Source organism: Jidongwangia harbinensis, from assembly GCF_020216025.1.
Lineage (GTDB): Bacteria > Actinomycetota > Actinomycetes > Mycobacteriales > Micromonosporaceae > Actinoplanes > Actinoplanes harbinensis.
In genome coordinates this window covers 165,954-191,500 of record NZ_JAIWNC010000018.1, presented here as the reverse complement: position 1 = coordinate 191,500, position 25,547 = coordinate 165,954, and the positions used below count along the sequence as shown (strand labels likewise).

Here is a 25,547-nt window from a genome sequence, read left to right as displayed (position 1 = left end):
TTTCTTGACGTCGGGCTGGAGTGGTGGGGGCGTGTGGAGTTGTGGCGCGGCATGCCGCATTTCTTGACGTCGGGCTGGAGTGGTGGGGGCGTGTGGAGTTGTGGCGCGGTGGGTGCCGCTGTTCAGCACGCTGGGTTGGGGTGGTGAGGGCGTGTGGAGTTTCGGTGGGCAGCGTGCCGCAATTCCGCACGCTGGGTTGGGGTGGCGGGGGCGTGTGGGGTTTCGGCGCTCAGCGCGCCACTGATCCGCACGCCTCCGGTTCTGTCCCTGTGGATCAATCGTGGGGCCGCGGCTGGAGCTTGCCTCGCCCTCAGGAGATCCACGGGCGGCCGGCGAAAGGGCACTGCGGGCGAGGCATCCGTTCAACGCGCCCTGCGGGACCGTCGAAGTCGTGCAGCTGTGGTCGAAATACGACCCCAGGTTCACAAGATCTGCAGGCAACGCGGGCGCACGCCGCCGTCGATCGATCGTCGGCGGGGCGGTGAGGCAACGCGACCGTGGTGAGAGCGGAGGCCGCAACACTTCACAGCTCTTGGAGGCGGAGACGACGGGAACGGCTCGGTGGGAGGCTCAGAGACGACGGGAACCGCCCTCGGCGGGCGGCGCATACCGGACATTCGCGCCGCCGCTCGGACACCTACGTTGCCGGGCAACATGCGCGCCCGCTCGGACACCTACGTTGCCGGGCAAATGTGCGCCTGGCTCGGCCGCCGTCGAGGGCGTCGATCGCGGCGGTGCCGAGCCGTCCGAAATCTGCACGATCCGCCGTCCCACCGGGTGACCTTTAGCCCTCCTTCACCGGGATTGGGCGGTTTGGCTCGAGCCATGCCGAGCCATCCCGGCCGCGACGAGGTCACCGGCCGAGGGTCGTCCCCGGGGTGAGGGGCGGGCCGCGGTTACTTGGCGGGCGCGGACCGGCGGTCGACCACCCGCGCCGACGGTGGGGCCCGGAACGCGTCGTCGTTCGCCTCGGCCGAGTATTCGGTCATGGCGATGTCGATCGTCGCGCCGCCGATGGTGCCCTGGAAGCTGCCCAGCACGCCGTCGTTGGTGACGCAGGCGCTGAAGTCGCGGGCCGCCGCGTCGTCCACGCCGCTCAGGGCCAGGCACGTCGCGTGGTGTCCGGCGATCGTGGTGTCCCGGGACTCGGCCACCACCTCGGTGTCCAGGGAGGCCGCGTTCAGCAGGTCCATCACCGTGCCGGGGGCGATCATGCCGGTCTGCTGCGCGGTGCGGAAGACCGTGGTGGAGGGCGGGGTGCCGGGCTTGGGAGGCGGGGTCACCGTACAGGTGGTGCCGCGGCACTCGGTGACGCCGGTTTCGGTGACCACCACGCGACCGCCGGCGTAGAGGTAGGCGGTCCGGGACGGGTTCTGTGCCTGGACCACGGTGGCGCGGGCGCCGCCGGCGACGTGGTAGGCGGCCGAGTACGTGAGCGTGCCGGACGTGGACAGCTGGCTCGCCAGTTCGGACACCAGATCGTTGCGCGCGAGGCCCTGCGCGCTGGCCTCGTCGACGCCGCTGCACCCGGCCGTCAGTGACGCCGCGGCCAGGGCGGCGGCCAGGACAACTCTGCGGGCGGACGACACGTGCAACACCTAAGCGGATGCGCGCAAGGCCGCGCAAACCCAATTTGCGGCCCGCGCGACGGCACAAGACCGGACGAAAATGAACAAAACGTCAGGAAATTGTCCGGGTACGGGCTAGCAACTGCTGTCGGAAAACGTACCGGCGGATGACGGTGGCCTGCGACTCCTCCGGCGTGAAGACCGCGACGACCTCCACCGACATCGGGCCGCGGCGGGGGATCATCTGCCGCAGCGTGCCCACCTTCACCACGGTGGCCCGGATCTCGACGATGTCGCGTTCCAGCTGGACGCGCAGTCCGACCTCGTCGCCCTCGGTCAGTTCCACGTCGGCGAAGTGTGCGCGTACCCCCTGCTCGCTGATGTCGCGCACCCAGCCCAGCGTGTCACCGCGGTCCTGCTGCAGCAGCAGCACGTGTTCGCCTCCGCCGCCGCGCACGTAGTTGCGCTGCTGTTCCACCTGCAGCGTGCCGGCGGCCCGGATGTCGACCCGGTTGCCGTCGACCTGGACCACGGTGCCGGGCAGCGCGTACCGGCCGCGCGGGCCGGCCGGCCAGCGCAGCGTGACCGTGGTGCCGGAGTCGGGAATGCCGTCCAGGGCCAGAGAGAGGGTGACCACGTCGTCGGCGGACCGGATGACGCGCACGCCGGACCGTGGCTCGCCGTCGACGGTCATCTCGACGAGCGCCTGGGCATCGGGGAGCTGGTAACTGGTCATGGCGACCCTGGTGATCGGCATCTGGGGGCACCGCTTGAGGCATGTCGAGGGGTAAGTTCACCGGCCGCCGGTACGCCCGGGACCCCGGCTCGATACCCTCAGGGGCGTGGTCGGCCGCAGGGTCGCGGTCCGGAACATCATCCGCACAAGCTGTTAGGAGCGACACGACACATGGCCACCATCGAAGTGATCGTCGCCCGGGAAATCCTGGACTCGCGGGGCAACCCGACCGTCGAGGTCGAGGTCGGCCTGGACGACGGCTCGATCGGCCGCGCCGCGGTCCCGTCCGGCGCCTCGACCGGCGCGTTCGAAGCGATCGAGCTGCGTGACGGCGACAAGGGCCGTTACCTCGGCAAGGGCGTGGAAAAGGCGGTCAGCAACGTCGAAGACAAGATCGCCGAGCAGCTGATCGGGTACGAGGCCGACGAGCAGCGCCTGATCGACAACCGGATGCTCGACCTGGACGGTTCGGCGGGCAAGTCGGAGCTGGGCGCGAACGCCATCCTCGGCGTCTCGCTCGCCGTGGCCAAGGCCGCCGCCATCTCCGCCGAGCTGCCGCTCTACCGCTACCTGGGCGGACCGAACGCGCACCTGCTCCCGGTCCCGATGATGAACATCCTCAACGGTGGCGCGCACGCCGACTCGAACGTCGACGTGCAGGAGTTCATGGTCGCCCCGATCGGTGCGGCGACGTTCAGCGAGGCGCTGCGGACCGGCGCCGAGGTGTACCACGCGCTGAAGTCCGTACTGAAGAAGAAGGGCCTGTCCACCGGCCTCGGTGACGAGGGCGGTTTCGCGCCCAGCCTGCCGACCAACGCGGCCGCGCTGGACCTGATCGCGGAGGCCGTGCAGGCCGCCGGCTTCAGCCTGGGCACCGACATCGTGCTGGCCATGGACGTCGCGGCGACCGAGTTCTACAAGGACGGGGCGTACGTCTTCGAGGGCACGCCGAAGTCCTCCGAGGAGATGATCAACTACTACGCCAAGCTGGCCGAGGCGTACCCGATCGTCTCGATCGAGGACCCGCTGTCCGAGGAGGACTGGGCCGGCTGGAGCGCGATGACCGCGCAGCTGGGCAACAAGATTCAGATCGTCGGCGACGACCTGTTCGTCACCAACCCGCAGCGCATCGGCCGGGGCATCGCGGAGAGCGCCGCGAACGCGGTCCTGGTCAAGGTCAACCAGATCGGCTCGCTCACCGAGACGCTGGACGCCGTGGACCTGGCGCACCGGTCCGGCTTCCGGACGATGATGAGCCACCGGTCCGGCGAGACCGAGGACACCACGATCGCCGACCTGGCCGTCGCGGTGGGCAGCGGGCAGATCAAGACCGGCGCGCCGGCCCGGTCCGACCGGGTGGCCAAGTACAACCAGCTCCTGCGCATCGAGGAGCAGCTGGGCGATGCCGCGCGGTACGCCGGCGCGGGCGCGTTCCCGCGTTACCGCTCCGCGTAACACCGAGCCGTCGGATCATGGAGTTGTGGTCTCCGGTTTCCTGGGCATAGGTTCAGGACCGGTGCCGCAACTCCATGGCCGCGCGACATCGGGGGGAGGGGCAGGGATGACGCAGCGCCGCACACCCGGAGGTTCCGGGCTCAGCGGGCAGGGTCCGTCCCGGCGTCCCCGCGGGCACACCGGCCGGCCCGCCGCCCGCGGCTCCCGTGGCACCGTGCGGGACACCGCCGCCACGCGCATCGAACCCCGGGTCTCGTCCGGCCGGGTGCCGACCGCCCGTGCCGGTCGCGCCACCCGTCCCGCCGCGGCCCGCCGCACCGCCGCCACCGGCGCCACCAAGCGCACGGTCGCCACCCGGCCCCGCGCGTTCACCGGCCGGGCCACCGTCCTCGTGGTCGTCCTGATCGCGCTGGCCCTGGCGTACACGTACCCGGTCCGGGTCTACCTCGCCCAGGAGTCGCAGATCGCCGAGATGCAGGCCGCGCAGGCGGACCAGCGCGAGGTGATCGCGGACAAGGCCGAGGAGGTCGCCAAGTGGCAGGACCCGGAGTACGTCCGGATCCAGGCCCGCGACCGCCTGTTCTACGTCCGCCCGGGTGAGGTCCCGTTGCTGGTCCTCAACGACCCGGAGGGCGCCGCCCGCGACGCCGGTCAGGCGTCGCCCGCCGCGGCCCCCGACCGCTGGTACGACACCCTGTGGTCCAGCGTCGCCGCCGCCGATTCGGAGCCCCGCCAGTAATGGAACCCGCCACCCAGGCCGACCTCGACACCGTGGCGGCCCAGTTGGGCCGTCCGCCACGTGCCACCCGGGGAGTCGCGCACCGCTGCCCGTGCGGCAATCCCGACGTGGTGGAGACGTCGCCGCGGCTCGCGGACGGCACACCGTTCCCCACCGTCTTCTATCTGACCTGCCCGAACGCCACCGCGGCGTGCAGCCGGCTGGAGTCCTCCGGCGTGATGCGCGAGATGCAGGACCGGCTGTCCACCGATCCGGACCTGGCCGAGCGGTATGCGAAGGCGCACCACGACTACCTGGCCCGGCGCGAGGCGGTGCAGCACGTTCCGGAGATCGCGAACGTGTCCGCGGGCGGCATGCCGCACCGGGTGAAGTGCCTGCACGTCCACCTGGGACACGCGCTGGCCGCCGGCCCGGGGGTGAACCCGTTCGGCGACGAGGTGCTCGCCGCCATCGGACCGTGGTGGACAAACGGTCCGTGTGTCGACGTCCCGGAGTCGTAGGGTCGCCGCCATGGACGTGCACATCCGACGGGCGAGAACGTCCGACGTGAAAGTGATCCGGCGGCTGATCGATACGTACAGCGGTGACCGGCGGCTGCTCACCAAGGCCACCGTGACGTTGTACGAACAGGTCCAGGACTTCTGGGTGGCGGTGCGCACCGACGACGGCGCCGTGGTCGGGTGCGGGGCGCTGCACGTGATGTGGGAGGACCTGGCGGAGATCCGTACCGTGGCGGTGGACCCGGCCTGCCGCGGTCAGAAGATCGGCCACCGGATCGTCACCGAACTGCTCGGGGTGGCCCGGGAGCTGGGCGTGGCCCGGGTCTTCTGCCTCACCTTCGAGACCCGGTTCTTCGGCTCGTTCGGCTTCGTCGAGATCGACGGTGCGCCGGTGCCGCACGCGGTGTACGAACAACTGCTGCGCTCCTACGACGAGGGTGTCGCGGAGTTCCTGGACCTGGAACGGGTCAAGCCGAACACCTTGGGGAACACGAGAATGCTGCTGCACCTATGAGAGTCGCGGCCATCGACTGCGGCACCAACTCGATCCGGTTGCTGATCGCGGACGTGTCCGGGAACCGGCTCACCGACGTGGCCCGGCGGATGGAGATCGTCCGGCTCGGCGCGGGCGTCGACCGGACCGGCCGGCTCGCCCCGGAGGCGATCGAGCGGACCCGGACGGCGCTGCTCGGGTACGCCGCCGAGATCGCCGAGCTGGGCATCGAGCGGGTCCGGATGTGTGCCACGTCGGCGTCCCGGGACGCCTCCAACGCCGCCGAGTTCTCCGGCATGGTGCGCGCGGTGCTGGGCGTGGACCCGGAGGTGATCAGCGGTGACGCCGAGGCGCGGCTGTCGTTCACCGGTGCGGTGCGCGGCCTGGACGGCGAACCGCCGTACCTGGTGGTGGACATCGGCGGCGGGTCCACCGAGTTCGTCACCGGCGGGTCCGAGGTGACCGCGGCGATCTCGATGGACATCGGCTGCGTCCGGATGACCGAGCGGCACCTGCGGTCCGACCCGCCCACCGCGGCCGAGATCGCGGCCGCGGAACGGGACATCACCGCGGCGGTGGACGCCGCGCTGGCCGCGGTGCCCGGCCGGGCGGCCGCGACGCTGGTCGGGCTGGCCGGTTCGGTCACCACGGTGGCGGCACTGGCTCTGGACCTGCCGGGGTACGACGCCCGGCGCATCCACCACGCCCGGGTGGGCTACGACGCGGTGGCGAAGGTGACCGCCGACCTGCTCGCCGCGCCGGTGGCCGAGCGGCGGGAGCTGCCGGTGATGCACCCCGGGCGGGCGGATGTGATCGGCGCCGGGGCGCTCATCCTGCGGACGGTCATGGAGCGGGCCGGCCAGGACACCGTGGTGGCCAGCGAGCACGACATCCTGGACGGCATCGCGTTCGGACTCGCGGAATAGCGTTCTTGACGGTACTTCGCAGTGCGCACTAGTGTGCATCGCGTGGATACCACCCAGCTCCTCAAGGGAGTGCTGGATCTCGCGGTGCTCGCGGCCCTGCGCGACGAGGACGGATACGGCTACGACATCCTGCGCCGGCTGCGCACCGCCGGGCTCGAGGACGTGGGCGACGCCTCGGTCTACGGGACGCTGCGCCGGCTATTCAACGCCGGCCTGCTGAACAGCTACGTGGTGCCCAGCGACGAGGGCCCGCACCGCAAGTACTACGCGCTCAACGCGGCCGGCCGGGCCGAGTTGCAGCAGTCCGGCAAGATCTGGGACGGATTCGCATCCACGATGAACGATCTGCTTCGTGAGCGGGGGACGGCGTGAACGGCACCGACATCGACGAGATCACCGCGTACGTCGAGGCGGTCCGGGCCGCACTCGTCGGCCTGCCGGAGGCCACCCGCGACGAACTCACCGAGGACCTCCCGGAACACCTGGCCGAGGTGCTGGCCGACGGGGTGGGCTCGCTGACCGAGCGGCTCGGCACGCCCGAGGCGTACGCCACCGAACTGCGGATCAGTGCCGGCTTCGTGGGTGGCTTCCCGGACCCGCCGCCGACCACCGACCCGCTGGCCCGGGTGCGCGAGCGGGCGATGCTCCGGTTGCGGGCCGCCGACGCGCGGGTCGGGCCGCTGCTCGGCTACCCGCGGGTCAGCGAGTTCCTGCAGCTGCTGCGGCCCGCCTGGTGGGTGCTGCGCGGCTACCTCGCGGCCATGGTGCTGGCCTGGATCCTGGACGACTCCAGCCAGCCGATGGGACTGCTGCCCCGGATCGGCGGCAGCGACGTGGTGGCACTGCTGCTGCTCGCCGCCGGGGTGCTCGGCTCGATCTGGTTCGGCCGGCGGGGCGCGCCGCTGGAGCGCCTGCCCCGGTACGCGCTGTACGCCGGCTCCGCGGTCCTGGTGCTGGTGGCGCTCAGCGGCTTCCTGAGCGCGGACAGCAACGCCCGAGGCGCCGATTTCACCGACGTGGGGTATTCCGACCCGTACAACCACGTGGAAGATGTCTACATCTACGACGGGCAGGGGCGGCTTGTCGAGGGCGCCCGGCTGTTCGACCAGAACGGCATGCCGATCCGACTGGGCCGGCCCTACTGCTTCGGCGACGACCACGCCGGAGGTGAGGTCGCGGCGGACGACTCGAAGTACCCGTACTGCCCGGAGAACGCGCCGTTCCGGCTCCCGGGCGAGGCGGGTTCGGCGTCCGTCCCGTCGGCCCGGCCCACCCCGAGCGAGGGCGCGGCATCCGCGGCAACTCCGTCGGCCGCGCCGAGCCCCAGCCGGTAAACGCCTGGGTGACCGGAGTCGCGGGGACGTGCGTCGCCTCGCTAGCGTGCCTCCGTGTGCCCCGGTCGGTCCCTCGACCGGGCCGCGGAGAGGAACCACGTGAGTTATCCCGGTTGGTCGGATCCCGATCAGGACCGGTCGGAGACGGCGGTCATTCCGGCCCCTGGACCGGCCCCTGGACCGGCGCCTGAGCCGGCCGCCGAGCCGGCGCCGGAGGGCCGGTCGCATCCGGTCGGCCGGCTGATCCTGCACGTCGGCCTGGCGGTGCTCGTCGGGCTCGGCGTGTTCGCGGTCAAGAGCGTGCTGTTCGGCGACAAGTCCCGCAACGCCGTGGTCGGCGACTGCGTGGCCACCGGCGAGGCGCTCGGCCGCACCGACGCGGAGGTGGTCGACTGCGCCTCGGACGAGGCCCGGTTCACCGTGGTGGGGCGGGTGAACGGCGCGGACGGCTCGGACAGCGCCGCCTGCGAGGGGTACTTCCAGCCGGCCGAGCAGTTCTTCGTCTACTCCAGCGACGCCGCCGGCGGGTACCTGCTGTGTCTCCGGCCGACCGCCCCCCGGCCGGCGGGCTGAACCCGCGCGTGCTGTGCTGGACCCGTGCTCAGCCGTACCCCTGACGATGTGGCCGCCCACGCGGCCGCGGCGCCCGACCTGCCCGCCCTCGATGCCGCCGCGGCGGACTGTTTCGCCTGCCCGCGCCTGGTCGCCTGGCGGGAGAAGGTGGCGGTCGAGCGGCGTGCCTCGTTCCGCACCGAGGAGTACTGGGGCCGCCCGGTGGCCGGGCTCGGTCCGGGCGACGCCGCGATCGGCATCCTCGGCCTGGCGCCGGCCGCGCACGGCGGCAACCGCACCGGCCGGATCTTCACCGGCGACCGCTCCGGCGACGTGCTGGTCGCCGCGCTGCACCGGGCCGGCCTGGCGAACCAGCCGATCAGCGTCTCCGCGGACGACGGGCTGGCGTTGCACCACACCCGGATCTTCGCCGCGGTCCGCTGCGCGCCGCCGGACAACAAGCCGCTCCCGGTCGAACGGGACACCTGCGCGCCGTGGCTGCACCGTGAGCTGACCCTGATCCGGCCGACACTGCGCGTGGTGATCGCGCTCGGCGGGTTCGCGTGGGCGGCGTGGTGGCCCGCGGCCACCGCCGTCTACGGCGTCCGGCCGCCCGTGCCGCGCCCCAAATTCGGCCACGCCGCCCAGGTCAGCGTGCCCGGAACACCGGTGTTGCTCGGCAGTTACCACGTCAGCCAGCAGAACACGTTCACCGGCCGGCTGACCCCGGCGATGCTGGACGATGTGCTGGGCCGTGCCAAACGGCTGGCGGGCCTGGCATGATTCGTGCTCTGCCGACCTTCCACGAAGCAGGGGTTTGACGCGTCCCGATGGATCTCGCCGCACTGCGCCGATGGTGGCCCCTGGCCGCCGTTCTCGGGCTGCTCTTCCTCACCTCGCTGGCCGCCACCCGCAGCGAGCCGCAGCTGGAACGCATCGCCCCGGACGCCGCGCCCGCCGACGAGGCGCCACCGCTGCTGCCGCCGACCCCGGTCGAGACCGTCCCGGGCACACCGGGCCCGGCCGCCGAGGCCACCGGCGGGCTGCCGGAGTGGGTCGGCACCGCGGCGCTGGCCGTGCTCGGCATCGCCGGGGCGGTGGTGATCGGGCTGGTGGTCTGGGCCATCCTGCGGGACCAGACACGCCGGCGCCGGCGCGGTCGCGTCCCGCGCCTGCCGGAGCGGGCCGAGGCGCGTACCGCCGAGGATCTGGTCGCCGCGCTCGACGCCGGCCTGGAGGAACTCTCCGACACCGACCGCGACCCGCGCCGCGCCGTGATCGCCTGCTGGGTGCGGCTGGAACAGGCCGCGGCCGCGGCCGGCACCGCCCGGCACCCCGGCGACAGCCCCACCGACCTGGTCGGCCGCCTGCTGCGCGAGCAGCAGGTGAACGGGCAGGTGCTGGCCGCGCTGCTGGAGGTGTACCGGCAGGCCCGGTACGCCACCCACACCGTCGACGACCAGATGCGCGCGCAGGCCCGGTCCGCGCTGCAGCGGCTCCGCGCCGACCTGGGGGCGGGGGTGGCGCGATGAGCCCGGCCGAACGCGACGACGGCGGACTCGACGAGCTGTTCGCGCTCGGCGCGGAACGGGCCGTCGAGGAGCCGCAGCCGGTCGAGGAGAAGCCGCGGTCGCGGTTCGGCTGGCTGATCCGCAACGTGCTGCTGGTCGCGGTGGCCACCGTGGTCGCGGTGGCCGGACTGCGGATCGCCGGCGTCCGGATCTCCCTGCTGATCATCGTGGCCGCCTTCATCGCGCTGCGGCTGCTGATGCTGGCGGTGTCCGAGGTGGCGCCGCCGCCCGTGCCGCGGTCGCGGAGCGCGCGCGGCGAGGAGAGCGGCGCCTACCGGTGGGACGGCGCCGACTCGCTGCGCACCGCGGTACGCCGCTGGGAGCAGCGCCTGCAGTGGTCGCAGTCCGATGGTGACCGGTTCTCGCGTAACGTTCTGCCGGTACTCGCGGAACTCACCGACGAGCGGCTGCGGTTGCGGCACGGCATCACGCGGTCCTCCGACCCGCGCCGCGCCCGGGAACTGATCGGCGAGCCGATGTGGCTGCTGCTCGCCGATCCGGAACGCCGTGCGCCCAAGGCGAAGGAGCTGGCGGCGTACGTGGAAACACTGGAACGACTGTGAAAGAGGCTGATCTGTGACGGACGCAGGCGTGGAGCCCATCCCGCCGTACGAGGTGGGGCGGCTGGCCGGCGCGATCCTGGACTCGGTCGGCAGCGTGGTCGTGGGCAAGCGGGACGCCCTCGAACTCGTGCTCGCCGGCATCCTGGCCGGCGGTCACGTGCTGCTGGAGGACCTGCCGGGTCTCGGCAAGACGCTCACCGCCCGCTGTTTCGCCCAGGCGCTCGGGCTCGACTTCCGGCGGCTGCAGTTCACCCCCGACCTGCTGCCCGCGGACGTCACCGGCTCGTTCCTCTACGACCAGCGCAAGGGCGACTTCGCGTTCCGGGCCGGGCCGGTGTTCACCAACATGCTGCTGGCCGACGAGATCAACCGGACGCCGCCGAAGACCCAGGCCGCGCTGCTCGAGGCGATGCAGGAGAAGCAGGTCTCGGTGGAGGGTGTCACGTACCGCCTGGACCCGCCGTTCCACGTGCTGGCCACGGCCAACCCGATCGAGTACGAGGGCACGTACCCGCTGCCGGAGGCCCAGCTCGACCGCTTCATGCTGCGGGTGTCCTTCGGGTACCCGACCGCCGAGGAGGAGTGGGAGGTCCTGCGCCGGCGGATGGCCCGCCGCCACGAGGAGGCCCAGCTGGCGCCCGTGGTGGACGCCCGCGCGCTGCAGTCCATGCAGGCCGGGCTGGAGTCCGTCGCGGTGGAGGACTCGATCGGCCGGTACATCGTGGCGCTCACCTCGGCCACCCGCGAGCACGCGTCCGCGCTGGTCGGCTCGTCGCCCCGGGGCTCGCTGGCGCTGCTGCTGCTGGCCCGGGCCCGGGCCGCCATGGCCGGGCGGGACTTCGTGGTGCCGGAGGACGTCAAGGACGTCGCGGTGCCCGCGCTGGCCCACCGGATCACGCTGCGGCCGGAGATGTGGCTGCGCCGGGTCGACCCCTCGTTCGTGGTCCAGGAGGTGCTGGCCGGCACCCCCGCACCGGCCAGCGGTGCCCTTCCGACCTACGCCGGTGGGTACGCCGAGCAGTGAGCGGAGCGGCGAGGCTACGGTCCGGACCACGACGGCGGACGATCGCCGATCCGCGGAGCGGGGGTAGGCCGTGAGCGGTGAGCCGTTGCTGCGCGCCGCGGTCCCGCCGGTCGAGGAGGGCTCCGCCGAGGACGCGTGGACCGGCCCGGCCTGGGTGCCGACCCGCGCGCTCGGGCGTACCGTGCTGCTCACCGGCCTGCTGCTGGTCGCCGGCGTGGCGCTGGGCCGGGTCGACCTGGTCCTGCTGGCCGCGCCGTTCGCGATCGGCGGCGCGCTGGCGCTGCGGCGGATGCCGCGCAGCGCGCCCCAGGTGACCATCGACGCCGATGAGGAACACCTGGTCGAGGGCGGCAGCGTCGACGGCGGCCTGACCGTGGCGAACCCCGACGTGATCCGGTACGACCTGGTGGTGGTCCGCACCCGGACCTCGCCGTGGCTGGAACTGGAGAAGGCCGACCGGCCGTTCGCGGTGACCGTGCCGGTGGACGGCTGGACCGGCATCGACCTGCCCGGCGACGCGCTGCGCTGGGGCCGGCACGACGTCGGACCGGCGGCCGCCCGGGTGGCCGCCTGCGCCGGCCTGCTGGCCTGCCGCCCGGTGGTCACCCCGGCCCGCGGCGTCCGGGTGTACCCGGTGACCGAGCCGTTCGCGGCCGTGGAGGCGATGCCGGCCGCGGCCGGCCTGGTCGGCAACCACCGCTCCCGGCGCCCGGGCGAGGGCGGTGAGCTGGCCGGGGTACGCCCGTTCGCACCCGGTGACCGCCTGCGCCGCATCGACTGGCGGGTGTCGCTGCGCACCCGCGACCTGCACGTGGCCGCCACCCTGTCGGACCGCGACGCCGAGGTGCTGCTGCTGCTCGACGTGCTCGGCGAGGCCGGCACCTCGGGCGGTGTGAAGGGCACCGCGTCGGTGCTGGACACCACGGTGCGGGCGGCGGCGGCGATCGCCGAGCACTACCTCAAGCGCGGCGACCGGGTGTCGCTGCTGGAGTACGGCGCGGCCGCCCGGCGACTGCGCCCGGCCACCGGCCGCCGGCAGTACCTGACCGTCCTGGAGTGGCTGCTCGACGTCCGCGCCGACGTCAGCGACCAGGCGCCCACCGAGCACGTGTTCGGCGCCCACCACGTGTCGTCGGACGCGCTCGTCGTGGTGCTCACCCCGCTGGTCGACCCGCGTTCGGCGGACATGCTGGCCAGCCTCACCCAGTCCGGGCGGTACACGGTCGCGGTGGACACGTTGCCGGCCGGGGCGGCGCCACCGCAGCGCAGCCCGTGGACGCCGCTGGCCACCCGGCTGTGGCGGATCGAACGGGACAACGTGCTGGGCCGGCTGCGGGAGCACGGCGTACCCGTGGTCACCTGGGCCGGCGCCGGCAGCCTGGACCTGGTCCTGCGCGACGTGGCGCGGCTCGCGTCGGCGCCGAGGGGGCGCTGATGCTGGCGTCGATCACCCGCCGGCTGGAGCGGGCCCGCACCGTGCTCAGCCGGGCCACCCTGGTGCCGCTGCTGGTCCGCGGCGGCATCGCGGTCAGCCTGATGCTCGCCGTGCTGGTGTCGTGGCCGGCGTCCGTGGTGACCAGCGAACTCGTGGTGCCGCTGCTGGCCGTGGCGGCGTACCCGGCGATCGCCCCGCGTGGCCGTGGGGTCACCGCCGCGATCCTGCTCGTCGTCGCCGGCTGGGTGGTGGACACCACCTGGGAGGACGCCCGGATCGCGCTGTGGCGGGTGCTCGCCCTGGCCACCCTGCTCTACCTCGGACACACCCTGGCCGCGCTGGCGGCGGTGCTCCCGTACGACGCCGTGGTCAGCGTGGACGTGGTCGCCACCTGGCTGGGCCGGGCCGGTGCGGTGGTGCTGATCTCGGCGGTGCTCACCGTGGTCGCGCTGGGGCTGGCCGACGAGCTGTCCGGCAGCGCGTTCGTGATCGCCACGCTGGTCGGGCTGGCCGGTGCGGTGGGTGCCACGATGCTGCTCACCCGGCTGCTGCACCGTACCGGTAACTGATCCGACACCTGTGCTTTACGGCACCGTCCGGCCGGCATTGTGCTGCGTCACAACGGCGGGCGGCCGGGGCCCGCAGGGGCGACAATGGAGGCGTGAATCCGCAGCGTGTCGTCGTCGTAGGGGCAGGACACGTGGGGCTGTACGTCGCTCTGCGCCTGTCGAAGAAGATCAATGCGCGCCGGGCCGAGGTGGTAGTGATCGACCCCCAGCCGCACATGACGTACCAGCCCTTCCTTCCCGAGGCCGCCGCCGGCAACATCTCACCGCGCCACTCGGTGGTGCCGCTGCGCCGGGAACTCAAGCGCTGCCGCATCGTCTCCGGTGAGGTCACCAAGATCGAGCACGACCGCAAGACGGTCACCGTCCAGCCCATCGACGGCCCGGCCACCGAGATGACGTACGACCACATCGTGGTCGCGCCCGGCAGCGTGTCCCGCACCCTGCCGGTCCCCGGGCTGCGCGAGAACGGGATCGGCTTCAAGACCATCGGCGAGGCCATCTACCTGCGCAACCACATCCTGGACCGGCTCGACATCGCGGCCGTCACCCCGGACCCCGAGGTGCGGAAGGCGTCGCTGACGTTCGTCTTCGTCGGCGGCGGCTACGCCGGCATCGAGGCCCTGGCCGAGATGGAGGACGTGGTCCACGACGCCCTCAAGTACTACCCGGAGCTGGACCGTAAGGAGGTCCGGTTCGTCCTCGTCGAGGCCACCAACCGGGTGCTGCCCGAGGTGGGCCCGGACATGGGCGCGTACGCGGTCCGCCAGCTCGACTCCCGGGGCATCGACATCCGGCTCGGCACCCGGCTGGAGTCCTGCGTCGACGGGCTGATCAAGCTCTCCGACGGCGCCGAGTTCCGCGCCGAGACGCTGGTCTGGACGGCCGGCGTCAAGCCGTCGCCGATGCTGGAGCGCACCGACCTGCCCCGCGGCCCGCGCGGGCACGTCACCTGCCTGCCGACGCTGCAGGTGGTGGACGGCGACCGGGTGCTGGAGGGCGCGTGGAGCGCCGGCGACTGCGCCCAGGTGCCCGACCTGACCAAGCCCGGTGCCTACTGCTCGCCCAGCGCTCAGCACGCGGTCCGGCAGGCCACCCTGCTGGCCGACAACATCCGGCAGGTGATCCTGGGCGGCGTGCCGAAGGAGTACAAGCACAAGTACGCCGGCAGCGTCGCCAGCCTCGGCCTCTACAAGGGCGTGGCCCAGGTGTACGGGATCAAGCTCAAGGGCCTGCCCGCGTGGTTCATGCACCGGACGTACCACATGAGCCGTATCCCGTCGTTCAACCGGAAGATCCGGGTGCTGGCCGACTGGACGCTGGCGTTCGTGTTCAAGCGGGAGACGGTGTCGCTGGGTCAGCTGCACGCACCGCGTCAGGAGTTCACCGGCGTGACCCCGCCGCTGAGCGACGACCAGGCGTCCGCACCGGTCGCCCCGGCCGCCGCGGTGCCGGCCGCCCGCTGACCGTGCGGGCCCGCCTGCCCGGTCCGGCACTTGATGCCGTGCTTCCGGCGCTTTCTGCCCGTCCGGCCCAATGCCGGGCGGGTGGCAGCGGTTACGGTGACAGGGCACCGACCGGCCCGGGTGGTGGAACGGCAGACACGGCCGCCTTAAAAGCGGCTGCCCCGAAAAGGCGTGCGGGTTCGAGACCCGCCCCGGGCACGCTCTCAGCCTGCTCACAGCGACTGCAGGCGACACGACACGGGTGCAGCGCTTACCCTGGAAAGGCACGCCTACGTGCCGCAACCTCAAAGGGAGGCTGGACACAGTGAAGACTTCCAACCCGGTGCTCTCGCGCCTCGGCCAGGCGGCCGAGCGGGAGCGGTCGGCCGGGTCCGCCCCCGGCGGACCGTACGGACCGCCTGCCGGTCAGCCGGGTTACGGGCAGCCGTACCCGACGGCGACGGACTACCCCGCCGCTCCGCCGGCCGTGCAACCCATGACCATCGACGACGTCGTCGTCAAAACCGTCACGCTTCTCGGCATCACCGGCCTGTCGGCCGTCGCCGCCTGGGTTCTCGTTCCCGACGCGCTGCTCGGCGCGGCGTGGATCGGTGCCGCGGTCGTCGGTCTGGTACTCGGCCTGATCATTTCGTTCTCGCGCATGGCCAACCCCGCGCTGGTCATCACGTACGCCGTGGTCGAAGGCGCGTTCGTCGGCCTGGTCAGCAAGGTCTTCGAGTCGGCCTACAACGGCATCGTCCTGCAGGCGGTGGTCGCCACCTTCGGCGTCTTCTTCCTGATGGCGGCGCTGTACCGGGCCCGGGTGATCCGCGCGACGCCGAAGTTCGTCAAGGGCATGATCGCCGTCATGGCCGGCCTGTTCGCGGTCATGCTGGTCAACTTCGTGCTGTACCTGTTCGGCGTCAACACCGGCCTGCGCGACGGCGGTCCGCTCGCCATCGGCTTCAGCCTCGTCTGCATCGTGGTCGCGTCGCTGAGCTTCATCCTCAGCTTCAACGAGGTGGAGGAGGGCGTGCGGATGGGACTGCCGCAGCGTTACTCCTGGACCGCCGCGTTCGGCATCCTGGTCAGCCTCATCTGGCTGTACATCGAGGTGCTGCGCCTGCTGAGCTACTTCCAAGGCGACGACTGATCCCAGCGACGGCCGGCGACCCCTCGCCAGCCGCCAACAGCGCCCGGCCCGTCTCCCCACGGACCGGGCGCTGTCCCGTTCCCGGGCGGCACCGCCGGGCCGCGCGGCGATACAGTCGCGGCGTGCCCGCCCAGAGTTTCGCCGCCGCCGTCGACCGTCTGCTCCACCAGGTCGGTCACTGGGAGGGGCCGCGCTGGTCGGCCGTCCCCGGCGCCGCCGACCGGTCGCGTGCCGAGCTCGTGCACGATCTGGTGCAGCGCCTGGCCGACCGGACCGCTGACGTGGAGGGGCGGGCGCGCCGTCCGGTGCCCCGGGCCGGGGCGTTGGTGCTGGCCGACCAGCTGCGGGTGATGCGGGACGATCTGGTGGCCGTCGACGCACCGGACGACGTGCTCAAACACGCCACCACCGACGTCGAGGCGGTCCACCGGGCGCTCTAGTCCAGTCCTCCCGGCCGGGCCGCACACGGGTGCCGAGGTGGTGGGGCCAGCGTTGTGTGGAGCTGGGGTGCGGAGCGCGCCGTGGTGTCACACGCGTTGTGGGCTGGCGGGGTGCGTGTGGGTTTGGGGTGCGGAGCGCGCCGTTTCGTCGCACGCGTTGTGGGCTGGCGGGGTGCGTGTGGGTTTGGGGTGCGGAGCGCGCCGTTTCGTCGCACGGGTGCCGGGGTCGCGGGCGGTGTGTGGAGCTGGGGTGCGGTGAGGGCGGTGAGGGCCGCGCGTCCACACGCGTTGCGGCCTGCCCAGGTGCGTGTGGATTTGAGGTGCGGAGCGCGCCGTTTCGTCGCACGGGTGCTGGGGTCGCGGGCGGTGTGTGGAGCTGGGGTGCGGTGAGGGCCGCGCGTCCACACGCGTTGCGGCCTGCCCAGGTGCGTGTGGGTTTGCGGTGCGGTGGGGCCGCGCGCCCCGCGGCATCCGCCCCGGCAGCGGTGTGTCCCGCCAGCGGTGGCCCGGCCCCGGCGGCGGTGTCCCGCCAGCGGTGTCCCGCCAGCGGTGTCCCGCCAGCGGTGCTCCGGCGGCGGTGTCCCGCCAGCGGTGTCCCGCCAGCGGGCACGCCGCCTAAATGCTCACGATCTCGGCGGCGGAGTCGGGTGGACGTTCACGCCGAGCCGGAGCGCGGCGCCCGGAGGGTCAGCTGAGCCGTTCCAGCACCATCGCCATGCCCTGGCCGCCGCCGACGCACATCGTTTCCAGGCCGATGCTCTTGTCGTGCCAGTCGAGTGAGTTGATCAGCGTGCCGGTGATGCGCGCCCCGGTCATGCCGAACGGGTGGCCGACCGCGATCGCGCCGCCGTTCACGTTCAGCTTCTCGATGGGGATGCCCAGGTCCCGGTACGACGGGATGACCTGCGCCGCGAACGCCTCGTTGATCTCGACCAGGTCGACGTCGTCGATGGTCATCCCGGCGCGCTTCAACGCCTGCTTCGACGCCTCCACCGGGCCCAGTCCCATGATCTCGGGGCTGAGCGCGGTGACGCCGGTCGAGACGATCCGGGCCAGCGGCGTGATGCCCAGCTCGCGGGCCTTCGTGTCGCTCATGACGACCACGGCCGCGGCGCCGTCGTTGAGCGGGCAGCAGTTGCCGGCGGTGACCCGGCCGTCGGGGCGGAACACCGGCTTGAGCTGGGCGACGGCCTCCATGGTCACGCCGGCGCGGGGGCCGTCGTCGACCGAGACGACCGTGCCGTCCGGGGTGGTCACCGGGGTGATCTCGCGATCCCAGAACCCGTCCGCGATGGCCTTCTCGGCGAGGTTCTGGCTGCGTACCCCGAACTCGTCCATGTCTTCCCGGCTCACGCCCTTGATCTGGGCGAGGTTCTCCGCGGTCTGGCCCATCGTGATGTAGATGTCCGGCAGGCTGCCGTCCGCGCGCGGGTCGTGCCAGGTTCGGCCGCCCTGCGCGGCCTCCGTGGTGCGGGCCGCCGCCGCCGCGAACGCCGGGTTGTGCCAACCGCCGCCGACCATCTCCTGCGCCTCCGGGGGCAGGCCGTCGGAGCTGCCCCGGGCGTAGCGGGACACGGTCTCCACGCCGGCCGACACGAAGATGTCGCCCTCGCCGGCCTTGATCGCGTGGAACGCCATCCGGGTGGTCTGCAGGGAACTGGAGCAGTACCGGGTGACGGTGGCACCGGGCAGCCCGTCCAGGCCGAGCAGCGTCGCGACCACGCGGCCCATGTTGAAGCCCTGCTCGCCGCCGGGCAGACCGCAACCCAGATAAAGATCCTCGATGAGGGTACGGTCCAACTGCGGCACCTTGTTCAGCGCGGCGTCGACGATCGTGGCGGCGAGGTCGTCCGGGCGCAGGTCCCGCAGCGAGCCCTTGGCGGCGCGTCCGATGGGGGAGCGGGCGGTGGCGACGATGACAGCTTCCGGCATCTGCCCACGTTAACTCGCCGGTAACATGGGACGGAAGTGCCGGTTCGTCACACTCGCGGCAACCGGCCGGTGAGGCGCCTGGCCGGCGAGGTGACCGGCCGGTAAGCGGACCGGGCTGGTGCGGGTGGGTCAGACGGCGGCGGCCATGGCGGCCTCCTCGACCGCGGGGTACAGCGCGTGCGCCCACACCCGGTAGCCGTCCGCGGACGGGTGGAAGCCGTCGTAGCAGAGCGTTCCGGCGTCCGCGCGGAACACCGCGCCGGTCTCCTCGGCGAGGTCGACCACGACGCCGCCGGCCTCGGTGACCGCGCGGGCCTGTGCCTTGGCTACGCGCCGGCCGTAGAGCCCGACGACCTGGCGCAGCGGCGGCGCGATCGAACGCACCGCGCCCAGGTCGGGGCAGGTGCCGACGACCACTTCGACGCCCGCCTCGCGCAGCCGGCGGACCGCCGCGCCCAGGTGTTCGGCGGACTCCTCGGGGGACCGCAGCCCGGTGGCGTCGTTCGCGCCGATCAGGATCACCGCCACGTCCGGCCGGTCGCCGAGCAGGGCGCGGGCCACCTGGGTGGCCAGGTCACTGGAGCGGGAGCCGGACACCCCGACGCTGGAGAGGAGCACGTGGCGTTCGCCGGTGTCCGGGGTGCCCTCGGCCAGCATGCGGGCGAGCTGGCCGCCGACGGTCTCGGCGAGCCACTCGACGCCCACCCCGATCGCGGCCGAGTCGCCGAGCAGCACCAGGCGCAGCGTGGGAGCACTGGACGGTCCCATCGACGTGCGCAGCGCCAGTCCCATGGTCGGCTTGGCATACCGGCGGGCCTTGGCGGCGATCGCCTCACCGGCCAGCAGCGCCACGCTGCCGACGGCACCGGTGAGCAATGTCGTCGCCGTGGCCTTACCGATCCGACCTGCGAGGCCGCTCATCTCGCCTCCTGCTCGACTACGTGGCGGTTCCGTGATCCTCTGGCGTCCAGCCTACGGGGCTGGGTGCCGACCGGCCGCTGGGAACGGTGTCCGTGGACCCTTTCGGATTCCCCGACGGACGGTGTCCGAACCACAGCCGCTGTTCGCCGAACCACGGGTGCCGCCGCAACTGCGCCCAGTGCCCGCCCGGACCGCGCTCGCGGCCGTCGACCCGGGTGGGGCTGACCTCGGTGCCGGCCGCGCGGACCGCCTCGTGCGCGGCCTGCGGCAGGGTGCGCAGGGCCTCGGCGGGAGCGGCCGGGGTGCGGTCGTCGTCGCCGAGCACCGCCATCAGCGTCGGCATCAGGACCGCGGCGGCCCGGGCGTACCCCTCGGCGGACGGATGGAACCGGTCGGAGCTGAACATCCGCACCGGGTCGGCCTCGAAGGCCGGGCCGAGCAGGTCGCCCATCGACACCGAGCGCCCGCCGGCCTCCACCACGGCCACGGTCTGGGCGGCCGCGAGCTGCCGGCTCCAGGTGCGGGCCAGCCAGCGCAGCGGCGGCTTGATCGGCTGGATGGCACCGAGATCCGGGCAGGTGCCGACGACCACCCGGCAGCCGGCCGCCCGCAGGCGGCGGACCGCGTCGGCCAGGTGCCGCACGGCGGACGCGCGGGCCGAGGCGTGCGTGACGTCGTTGCCGCCGACCATGATCACGGCCACGTCGGGGGCGTACTCCAGGGCCGCGTCCACCTGGTACGGCAGGCCGGCCGAGACCGAGCCCACCACGGCCAGGCGGTGCAGCCGGACCGGGCGGCGCAGGCGGCGGGAAACCCCGGTGGCGAGCAGGGCGCCGGGTGTCTCGCGGGCCCGGTGCACGCCGTACCCGGCGGCCGACGAATCGCCGAGAATGACCAGGCTGAGCGGCTTGCCGGGGAACTTGCCGCCATACACCCCGTCGGCGCGTGGCGGCGGCGCCTCGGCCATCGGGATGACCCGGCGGGCGTCGGCGGCCTGCCGCATCAGCAGGGCGAGCGACAGCCCGGCCACGGCCGCGGCGCCGCCGGTGATCCCGCCGACGATCCGGCTCGCGGTGCGGATCCGCTGCCAGTCGGTCCCGGCGACGAGGCGACCCCAGTCCACCCCGAGCATCCGCTCCCACCCCGGTCCGGCCTTGCTCGCGCCCAGCATCCGGCTCGCGCCCGGGATCCGGTTCGCGCCCGGTGTCCGGTTGCGGCCCAGCGCCCGGCTCGGGCTGAGCGCCGGGCCGAGGCCCAGGGCGCCGGAGCCCGGCCGGGGCCACTCAAGACCCCGCGTCACTCTCGCTAGCTGCTGCACGATCTCCCTCCGCGGTGCTCGGCGGGACCCCCGTCCGACCCCCCTCGATCGAACCATCCCGGCGACGTTGGGGACTCGAGGCTAACTCGCGGGTACGACAACCGACCGCTGGCGCGCGCCTACCGGACATAAGTTCACTCACGTTTCCGTGCCCGGACGCCGCGGCGTCGGCTGGGCCGCGGGTGTCGGCGAGCGGTTGTGGCGCGTTGCCGTCATCCTGGTAGGTACGTGGAGAGGGGGCCGACATGGCCAGGACGCTGAAGCGGACCGCGGCATTCTCCGCGCTCGCCCGGGCGCTGATGTCCGGGGCGCGCGGGGGTCCGTCGATCGGCAAGCGCCTCGCGGCGCTGCCGCGGATGATCAAGGCGACGACCCGCGGAGAGTACGACGGCGGCATGCGACTGCTGCTCCTGACGGCCGCCACGGCGTACGTGGTGTCGCCGATCGACGCCGTGCCGGAGGCCCTGCTGCTGGTGTTCGGGCTGGCCGACGACGCCATCATGGTCACCTGGCTGGCGGGTGCCGTGCTCAGCGAGACGGAACGCTTCCTGGAGTGGGAGAAGGAGCAGGCGCGGGTCGTCGTAGTCTGAGGCGTGCGCTATTACGACAACGTCGTCGACATCATCGGCAACACACCCCTGGTACGGCTGCGCAGTGTCACGGACGGCATCGCCGCCACCGTGCTGGCGAAGGTCGAGTACTTCAATCCCGGCGGCTCGGTCAAGGACCGCATCGCGCTGCGCATGGTCGAGGACGCCGAGAAGGCCGGCCTGCTCGGTCCCGGCGGCACGATCGTGGAGCCGACCAGCGGCAACACCGGGGTCGGCCTGGCCCTGGTGGCCCAGCTCCGCGGCTACCGCTGCGTCTTCGTCTGCCCGGACAAGGTGAGCGAGGACAAGCAGAACGTGCTGCGGGCGTACGGCGCCGAGGTGGTGGTCTGCCCGACTGCGGTGGCGCCGGAGGATCCACGGTCGTACTACAACGTCTCCGACCGGCTGGCCCGGGAGATCCCCGGTGCCTGGAAGCCGGACCAGTACAGCAACCCGGCGAATCCGCGCTCGCACTACGAGGAGACCGGCCCGGAGCTGTGGGACCAGACCGCCGGGAAGATCACGCATTTCGTGGCCGGCGTCGGCACCGGCGGGACGATCACGGGCGTCGGGCGGTACCTGAAGGAGCAGGGGCCGGTGCGGATCATCGGCGCCGACCCGGAGGGCTCGGTCTACTCCGGTGGCACCGGCCGGCCGTACCTCGTCGAGGGTGTGGGTGAGGACTTCTGGCCGGAGACCTACGACCGGGGCGTCTGCGACGAGATCATCGAGGTCTCCGACTCGGACTCGTTCGAGATGACCCGGCGGCTGGCCCGCGAGGAGGGGCTGCTGGTCGGCGGTTCCTGCGGGATGGCCGTGGTGGCGGCACTGGAGGCCGCGCGCCGGGCCGGTCCGGACGACGTGGTGGTGGTCCTGCTGCCGGACGGCGGCCGCGGATACCTGTCCAAGATCTTCAACGACCGGTGGATGGCCCGGTACGGCTTCCTGTCCACCGGCGACGGCACGCCGACCGTGGCCACGATGCTCGCCGCCAAGGACGGCACCATGCCGCCGCTGGTGCACGTCCACCCGACCGAGACGGTGCGCGACGCCATCGACTACATGCGCGAGTACGGCGTCAGCCAGCTGCCCGTGCTGAAGGCGGAGCCGCCCGTGGTGACCGGCGAGGTGGCCGGCTCGGTCGGCGAGAAGACGCTGCTGGACGCGCTGTTCAGCGGGCACGCCCACCTGCACGACACGGTGGAACGCCACATGGGCGATCCGCTGCCGATGATCGGCGGCGGGCAGCCGGTGAGCGAGGCGGTGGCCATGCTGGAGAACGCGGACGCGGCCATGGTCCTGGTCGACGGCAAGCCGGCCGGCGTACTCACCCGGCAGGACCTGCTGACCCACCTCAGCTGACCCGACAAGCCGGCTAGGACAGCTCGGCGGGCACCGTGACCACGTCGACGAAGGCGTTGCGGCGCAGCACGGTCAGCGGCAGCGGATTGCCGATGGCCGGGCCCAGCATCAGCCGCTGCAACGCCTGCACGGTCTGGACCGGCTGGCCGCCGGCGCTCAGCAGGACGTCGCCCAGGTAGATCCCGGCGGTACCGGCGGGGCTGCCCGGCACCACCTCCACCACGCGCAGCCCCAGCTTCTGGCCGAGGCGTTCGGCCAGCGGAGGCGGCAACGGTACGGGCACCCCGGCGACGCCCAGCCAGGCCCGGCGCACCCGGCCGCCCGCGAGCAGTTCGCTGATGATGTGCCGGGTGGTCGAGTTGACCGGGACGGCGAGGCCCAGCCCGTACCCGGCGACCGCGGTGTTGATGCCGACCACGGTGCCGGTCGAGTCGGCCAGCGCGCCCCCGGAATTGCCCGGGTTCAGCGCGGCGTCGGTCTGGATGACGCTGTCGATGATCCGTACCCGGCGACCGTCGCGGGCCGGCAGCGACCGGCCCAGGCCGGAGACGACGCCCGCGGTGACCGAGCCGGCCAGGCCCATCGGGTTGCCGACCGCGACCACGAGCTGGCCGATCCGCAGCCCGTCCGCGTCGCCCAAGGGGGCGGCCGGCGCACCCGACTGGTGCACGCGGACCACGGCCAGGTCGGAGAGCGCGTCCGCGCCGACCACGTCGAACGTCGACTCGGTGCCGTCGGCGAACGCGGCCGTGCCGCCGCTCGCGTCGGCGACCACATGCGCGTTGGTGAGCAGGAATCCGTCGGCGGTGAAGGTGACCGCCGAACCGGCACCGGCGCCGCGTGGCGACCGGACGGAGAGAGCGGCGACGGAGGGCAGGAGCGTGGCGGCGACCCCGGTGACGACACGGCTGTAGGCATCCAGCGCCTGCGTCTCGAGGCCCGTGTGTTCGGTATCCATGCAGGTCGAAACGCCCGCCGCGGGCCCGGCATGCCCGTGCCGCGTCCGCCCTCGGCGAACAGCGCCCGGCCGACGCCCCGGAAGTTACGAATCGGACAGAAAGTCCGACCCGATGCCGGCGGACCGGGGTTGTATGTGTCATGACGGAGGTCGTCGCACCTCACGGACGGAGGGGTAAGGAATGGTCATCGTCGACCAGACTGAACCGGCCGACATCGTGGACCGCCTGCTCTGGCGGGACGCTCAGCAGATGCTGTCGCGTCACGCCGAGCCCGACGCGGAGGACGTCTGCGTCTGGTGTGGATGGCAGTGGCCCTGTGCCCCGCGGCGCGTCGCGGAACAGGCCGACGTGGCGTCCCGACGGCCGTGGCGGGAGGCGTGGACCCTGCGGCACGACCTGAACAGCATCCGGGCGATGCCGGGGGTGGACGACAACCACCGCGCACCGGCCCGCCCGGCCGGCGCGCGCCGGCCGAACCAGCGGACCACCGGCCGGCCCGCCGGCAACCGCGGCTTCTTCGACTGACACAACTCCACAGCTCCGACGTCGCCCGGGAACTTGACCGTCCCCCGGCAAGAACCGGCTCTTCGGCCCGGACGACGTCTCCCGGCGGTGACGCCGTTGTGCCCCGCCAGCACAACGGCATCCCGCACCCCAAAGCCCGCCCAAGAACTGGATGACCGGCACGCCTCCGCCGGTCAGCGCCTCCGGCCAGGCGCACCCCCGGTTTGGGCGGGGCGGTTGGCGGGAGCGCGTGACCACAGGTTCCCCCGCATTCACTCGGTCATGCGCTCCCGTCTGCCAATCCGCGTGCGTACCCGGCACCGCCGGTCAGACGCGCGGCGGGACCGGCACGCGCATCAGGTCCTCGGCCACCACGATCTTCCCGTCGAAGTGCGGGCGCGCCTCGGCCAGGAACCGGGCCGGATCGGCGTACCGCTGGGAGAAGTGGGTGAGCACCAGCGTGCGCACGCCGCACTCCCGGGCGACCGTGGCGGCCTGGCCCGCGGTGAGGTGCCCGACCTGGGCGGCCAGGTCCGCGTCCTCGGCCAGGAACGTCGACTCGATGACCAGCAGGTCCACGCCGTCGGCCAGCGCGTACACGTTGTCGCACAGGCCGGTGTCCATCACGAACGCGAAGCTCTGCCCGGGCCGGGGCACGCTGACGTCGGCCAGCGTCACCGTGCCGAGCTGACCGGTGCGCTGCAGTTCGCCGACCGCCGGCCCGGAGATGCCGTGTGCGGCGAGGCGGTCCGGCAGCATCCGCCGGCCGTCCGGTTCGACCAGGCGGTACCCGTACGTCTCGATCGAGTGGTGGAGCGGCAGGGCGGTGAGCCGCCCCGCCGAGGTCTCCACCGCGTAGCCCGCGCCGACCGGTTCCGGACGCAGGTCCGAGTGATCCCAGTAGCTGGTGGCGTAGCGCAGCCGGTCGAAGTACTCGCGGCCGGTGCCGGGGAACGTGACGGTCACCGGATGCGAGACCCGGTCCGTGGAGATCCGCTGGATGACACCGGCCAGGCCGAGGCTGTGGTCCCCGTGAAAGTGGGTGATGCAGATCCGGGTGAGCGGGCTGACCGCCAGCCCGGCCAGCACCATCTGCCGCTGGGTGCCCTCGCCCGGGTCGAACAGGATCGTCTCGGCGTCCCAGCGCAGCACGTAGCCGTTGTGGTTGCGGTACCTCGTGGGCACCTGGCTGGCCGTGCCGAGCACCACGAGTTCACGCATCGCCCGCTCCCGAACATAAAGCGACCCCCGGGAACTTCCGTGTCGCGAACGACACGGTCCGGTCGGACAAGGCCGGATTCCCGGGGGTCGGGTGGCTGTCTGGTACTCGCCGGGCCGCTGCCACACGGTCTCGACGTACTTCTTCCTACGAAGCTGTCAAGGACAGCGGCTAGCGGACAGCCACCTCACGAGTCCCGTTGCTATACAACTTCGGACCACCTCCCTTCACGTGTACCGCCA

General features: G+C 72.7%; 27 protein-coding genes and 1 tRNA gene. 21 read left to right on the top strand and 7 right to left on the bottom strand.

The window, feature by feature from the left end; all coding sequences use genetic code 11:
- Window positions 1-896: 896 nt before the first annotated feature.
- A complete protein-coding gene (locus LDL48_RS22750) occupies window positions 897-1,589 on the bottom strand; it encodes a hypothetical protein (protein ID WP_225257211.1) in 693 nt (230 codons plus the stop codon).
- Between the two features lie 91 nt (window positions 1,590-1,680).
- Window positions 1,681-2,325: a hypothetical protein gene (locus LDL48_RS22745; RefSeq protein WP_225257210.1), complete on the bottom strand. Its 645-nt coding sequence runs from the start codon at window positions 2,323-2,325 to the stop codon at window positions 1,681-1,683.
- A 150-nt stretch (window positions 2,326-2,475) separates the two neighbouring features.
- Between LDL48_RS22745 and eno the strand changes: the two genes are divergently transcribed.
- The 18 genes from eno to LDL48_RS22655 all read left to right on the top strand — a co-directional run bounded on the left by eno (window position 2,476) and on the right by LDL48_RS22655 (window position 16,500).
- The gene (eno, locus tag LDL48_RS22740; protein ID WP_225257209.1) at window positions 2,476-3,759 is read left to right on the top strand and encodes a phosphopyruvate hydratase; all 1,284 of its coding nucleotides are present in this window, start codon (window positions 2,476-2,478) and stop codon (window positions 3,757-3,759) included.
- Window positions 3,760-3,865: 106 nt separating this feature from the next.
- Window positions 3,866-4,498 (top strand): FtsB family cell division protein, encoded by a 633-nt coding sequence (locus LDL48_RS22735; RefSeq protein ID WP_225257208.1) that lies wholly within the window; start codon window positions 3,866-3,868, stop codon window positions 4,496-4,498.
- Entirely contained in the window at window positions 4,498-4,998 is a 501-nt protein-coding gene (locus LDL48_RS22730; RefSeq protein WP_225257207.1) for a DUF501 domain-containing protein, read from the top strand. Before LDL48_RS22735 ends, LDL48_RS22730 begins: the two co-directional genes overlap by 1 nt.
- Before the next feature lie 10 nt (window positions 4,999-5,008).
- Window positions 5,009-5,512, top strand: a complete 504-nt coding sequence (locus tag LDL48_RS22725) for an amino-acid N-acetyltransferase (protein WP_225257206.1) — start codon at window positions 5,009-5,011, stop codon at window positions 5,510-5,512.
- Window positions 5,509-6,417, top strand: coding sequence for a Ppx/GppA phosphatase family protein (locus LDL48_RS22720; RefSeq protein ID WP_225257205.1), 909 nt, complete (start codon window positions 5,509-5,511; stop codon window positions 6,415-6,417). The genes LDL48_RS22725 and LDL48_RS22720 overlap by 4 nt, the downstream gene beginning before the upstream one ends.
- A gap of 42 nt (window positions 6,418-6,459) precedes the next feature.
- Entirely contained in the window at window positions 6,460-6,789 is a 330-nt protein-coding gene (locus LDL48_RS22715) for a PadR family transcriptional regulator (protein ID WP_225257204.1), read from the top strand.
- Window positions 6,786-7,751: an HAAS signaling domain-containing protein gene (locus tag LDL48_RS22710; protein WP_225257203.1), complete on the top strand. Its 966-nt coding sequence runs from the start codon at window positions 6,786-6,788 to the stop codon at window positions 7,749-7,751. Before LDL48_RS22715 ends, LDL48_RS22710 begins: the two co-directional genes overlap by 4 nt.
- A 99-nt stretch (window positions 7,752-7,850) precedes the next feature.
- On the top strand, window positions 7,851-8,324 hold the full coding sequence (locus tag LDL48_RS22705; protein ID WP_225257202.1) for an LppU/SCO3897 family protein: 474 nt from the start codon (window positions 7,851-7,853) through the stop codon (window positions 8,322-8,324).
- A 24-nt stretch (window positions 8,325-8,348) separates the two neighbouring features.
- The gene (locus LDL48_RS22700) at window positions 8,349-9,086 is read left to right on the top strand and encodes a uracil-DNA glycosylase (protein WP_308016482.1); all 738 of its coding nucleotides are present in this window, start codon (window positions 8,349-8,351) and stop codon (window positions 9,084-9,086) included.
- A 47-nt stretch (window positions 9,087-9,133) separates the two neighbouring features.
- Window positions 9,134-9,835 (top strand): DUF4129 domain-containing protein, encoded by a 702-nt coding sequence (locus LDL48_RS22695; protein ID WP_225257201.1) that lies wholly within the window; start codon window positions 9,134-9,136, stop codon window positions 9,833-9,835.
- Window positions 9,832-10,437 (top strand): hypothetical protein, encoded by a 606-nt coding sequence (locus LDL48_RS22690; protein ID WP_225257200.1) that lies wholly within the window; start codon window positions 9,832-9,834, stop codon window positions 10,435-10,437. The genes LDL48_RS22695 and LDL48_RS22690 overlap by 4 nt, the downstream gene beginning before the upstream one ends.
- A gap of 13 nt (window positions 10,438-10,450) precedes the next feature.
- Window positions 10,451-11,461 carry an AAA family ATPase gene (locus LDL48_RS22685; RefSeq protein WP_225257199.1) on the top strand — a complete coding sequence of 337 codons (1,011 nt, stop codon included), beginning with the start codon at window positions 10,451-10,453 and terminating at the stop codon, window positions 11,459-11,461.
- Between the two features lie 70 nt (window positions 11,462-11,531).
- A complete protein-coding gene (locus LDL48_RS22680) occupies window positions 11,532-12,896 on the top strand; it encodes a DUF58 domain-containing protein (RefSeq protein WP_372472183.1) in 1,365 nt (454 codons plus the stop codon).
- Window positions 12,896-13,465: a hypothetical protein gene (locus LDL48_RS22675; protein WP_225257198.1), complete on the top strand. Its 570-nt coding sequence runs from the start codon at window positions 12,896-12,898 to the stop codon at window positions 13,463-13,465. The genes LDL48_RS22680 and LDL48_RS22675 overlap by 1 nt, the downstream gene beginning before the upstream one ends.
- Before the next feature lie 92 nt (window positions 13,466-13,557).
- Window positions 13,558-14,928: an NAD(P)/FAD-dependent oxidoreductase gene (locus LDL48_RS22670; RefSeq protein ID WP_225257197.1), complete on the top strand. Its 1,371-nt coding sequence runs from the start codon at window positions 13,558-13,560 to the stop codon at window positions 14,926-14,928.
- Window positions 14,929-15,042: 114 nt separating this feature from the next.
- A tRNA-Leu gene (locus LDL48_RS22665) sits at window positions 15,043-15,126 on the top strand.
- Window positions 15,127-15,232: 106 nt separating this feature from the next.
- The gene (locus tag LDL48_RS22660; protein WP_225257196.1) at window positions 15,233-16,060 is read left to right on the top strand and encodes a Bax inhibitor-1/YccA family protein; all 828 of its coding nucleotides are present in this window, start codon (window positions 15,233-15,235) and stop codon (window positions 16,058-16,060) included.
- 122 nt (window positions 16,061-16,182) lie between these two features.
- Complete coding sequence (locus LDL48_RS22655; protein WP_225257195.1) at window positions 16,183-16,500, top strand: hypothetical protein; 318 nt, start codon at window positions 16,183-16,185, stop codon at window positions 16,498-16,500.
- Between the two features lie 687 nt (window positions 16,501-17,187).
- Here LDL48_RS22655 and LDL48_RS22650 read toward each other — a convergent pair.
- The 3 genes from LDL48_RS22650 to LDL48_RS22640 all read right to left on the bottom strand — a co-directional run bounded on the left by LDL48_RS22650 (window position 17,188) and on the right by LDL48_RS22640 (window position 20,485).
- Window positions 17,188-18,432: an acetyl-CoA C-acetyltransferase gene (locus tag LDL48_RS22650; RefSeq protein ID WP_225257194.1), complete on the bottom strand. Its 1,245-nt coding sequence runs from the start codon at window positions 18,430-18,432 to the stop codon at window positions 17,188-17,190.
- Window positions 18,433-18,561: 129 nt separating this feature from the next.
- Window positions 18,562-19,353, bottom strand: coding sequence for an SGNH/GDSL hydrolase family protein (locus LDL48_RS22645; RefSeq protein WP_225257193.1), 792 nt, complete (start codon window positions 19,351-19,353; stop codon window positions 18,562-18,564).
- A 16-nt stretch (window positions 19,354-19,369) separates the two neighbouring features.
- A complete protein-coding gene (locus LDL48_RS22640; protein WP_225257248.1) occupies window positions 19,370-20,485 on the bottom strand; it encodes an SGNH/GDSL hydrolase family protein in 1,116 nt (371 codons plus the stop codon).
- Between the two features lie 431 nt (window positions 20,486-20,916).
- On the opposite strand from LDL48_RS22640, the gene LDL48_RS22635 reads away from it, so the two are divergent.
- Both LDL48_RS22635 and LDL48_RS22630 read left to right on the top strand, forming a co-directional pair.
- Window positions 20,917-21,261: a YkvA family protein gene (locus tag LDL48_RS22635; protein ID WP_225257192.1), complete on the top strand. Its 345-nt coding sequence runs from the start codon at window positions 20,917-20,919 to the stop codon at window positions 21,259-21,261.
- Window positions 21,262-21,264: 3 nt separating this feature from the next.
- Complete coding sequence (locus LDL48_RS22630) at window positions 21,265-22,623, top strand: cystathionine beta-synthase (protein ID WP_225257191.1); 1,359 nt, start codon at window positions 21,265-21,267, stop codon at window positions 22,621-22,623.
- A 13-nt stretch (window positions 22,624-22,636) separates the two neighbouring features.
- Here the strand turns inward: LDL48_RS22630 and LDL48_RS22625 are convergent, their stop codons facing one another.
- On the bottom strand, window positions 22,637-23,581 hold the full coding sequence (locus LDL48_RS22625; protein WP_225257190.1) for a S1C family serine protease: 945 nt from the start codon (window positions 23,579-23,581) through the stop codon (window positions 22,637-22,639).
- 181 nt (window positions 23,582-23,762) lie between these two features.
- Between LDL48_RS22625 and LDL48_RS22620 the strand changes: the two genes are divergently transcribed.
- Window positions 23,763-24,107 (top strand): hypothetical protein, encoded by a 345-nt coding sequence (locus LDL48_RS22620; RefSeq protein ID WP_225257189.1) that lies wholly within the window; start codon window positions 23,763-23,765, stop codon window positions 24,105-24,107.
- Between the two features lie 306 nt (window positions 24,108-24,413).
- Here the strand turns inward: LDL48_RS22620 and LDL48_RS22615 are convergent, their stop codons facing one another.
- Window positions 24,414-25,307, bottom strand: coding sequence for a ribonuclease Z (locus tag LDL48_RS22615; protein WP_225257188.1), 894 nt, complete (start codon window positions 25,305-25,307; stop codon window positions 24,414-24,416).
- Window positions 25,308-25,547 lie beyond the last annotated feature (240 nt).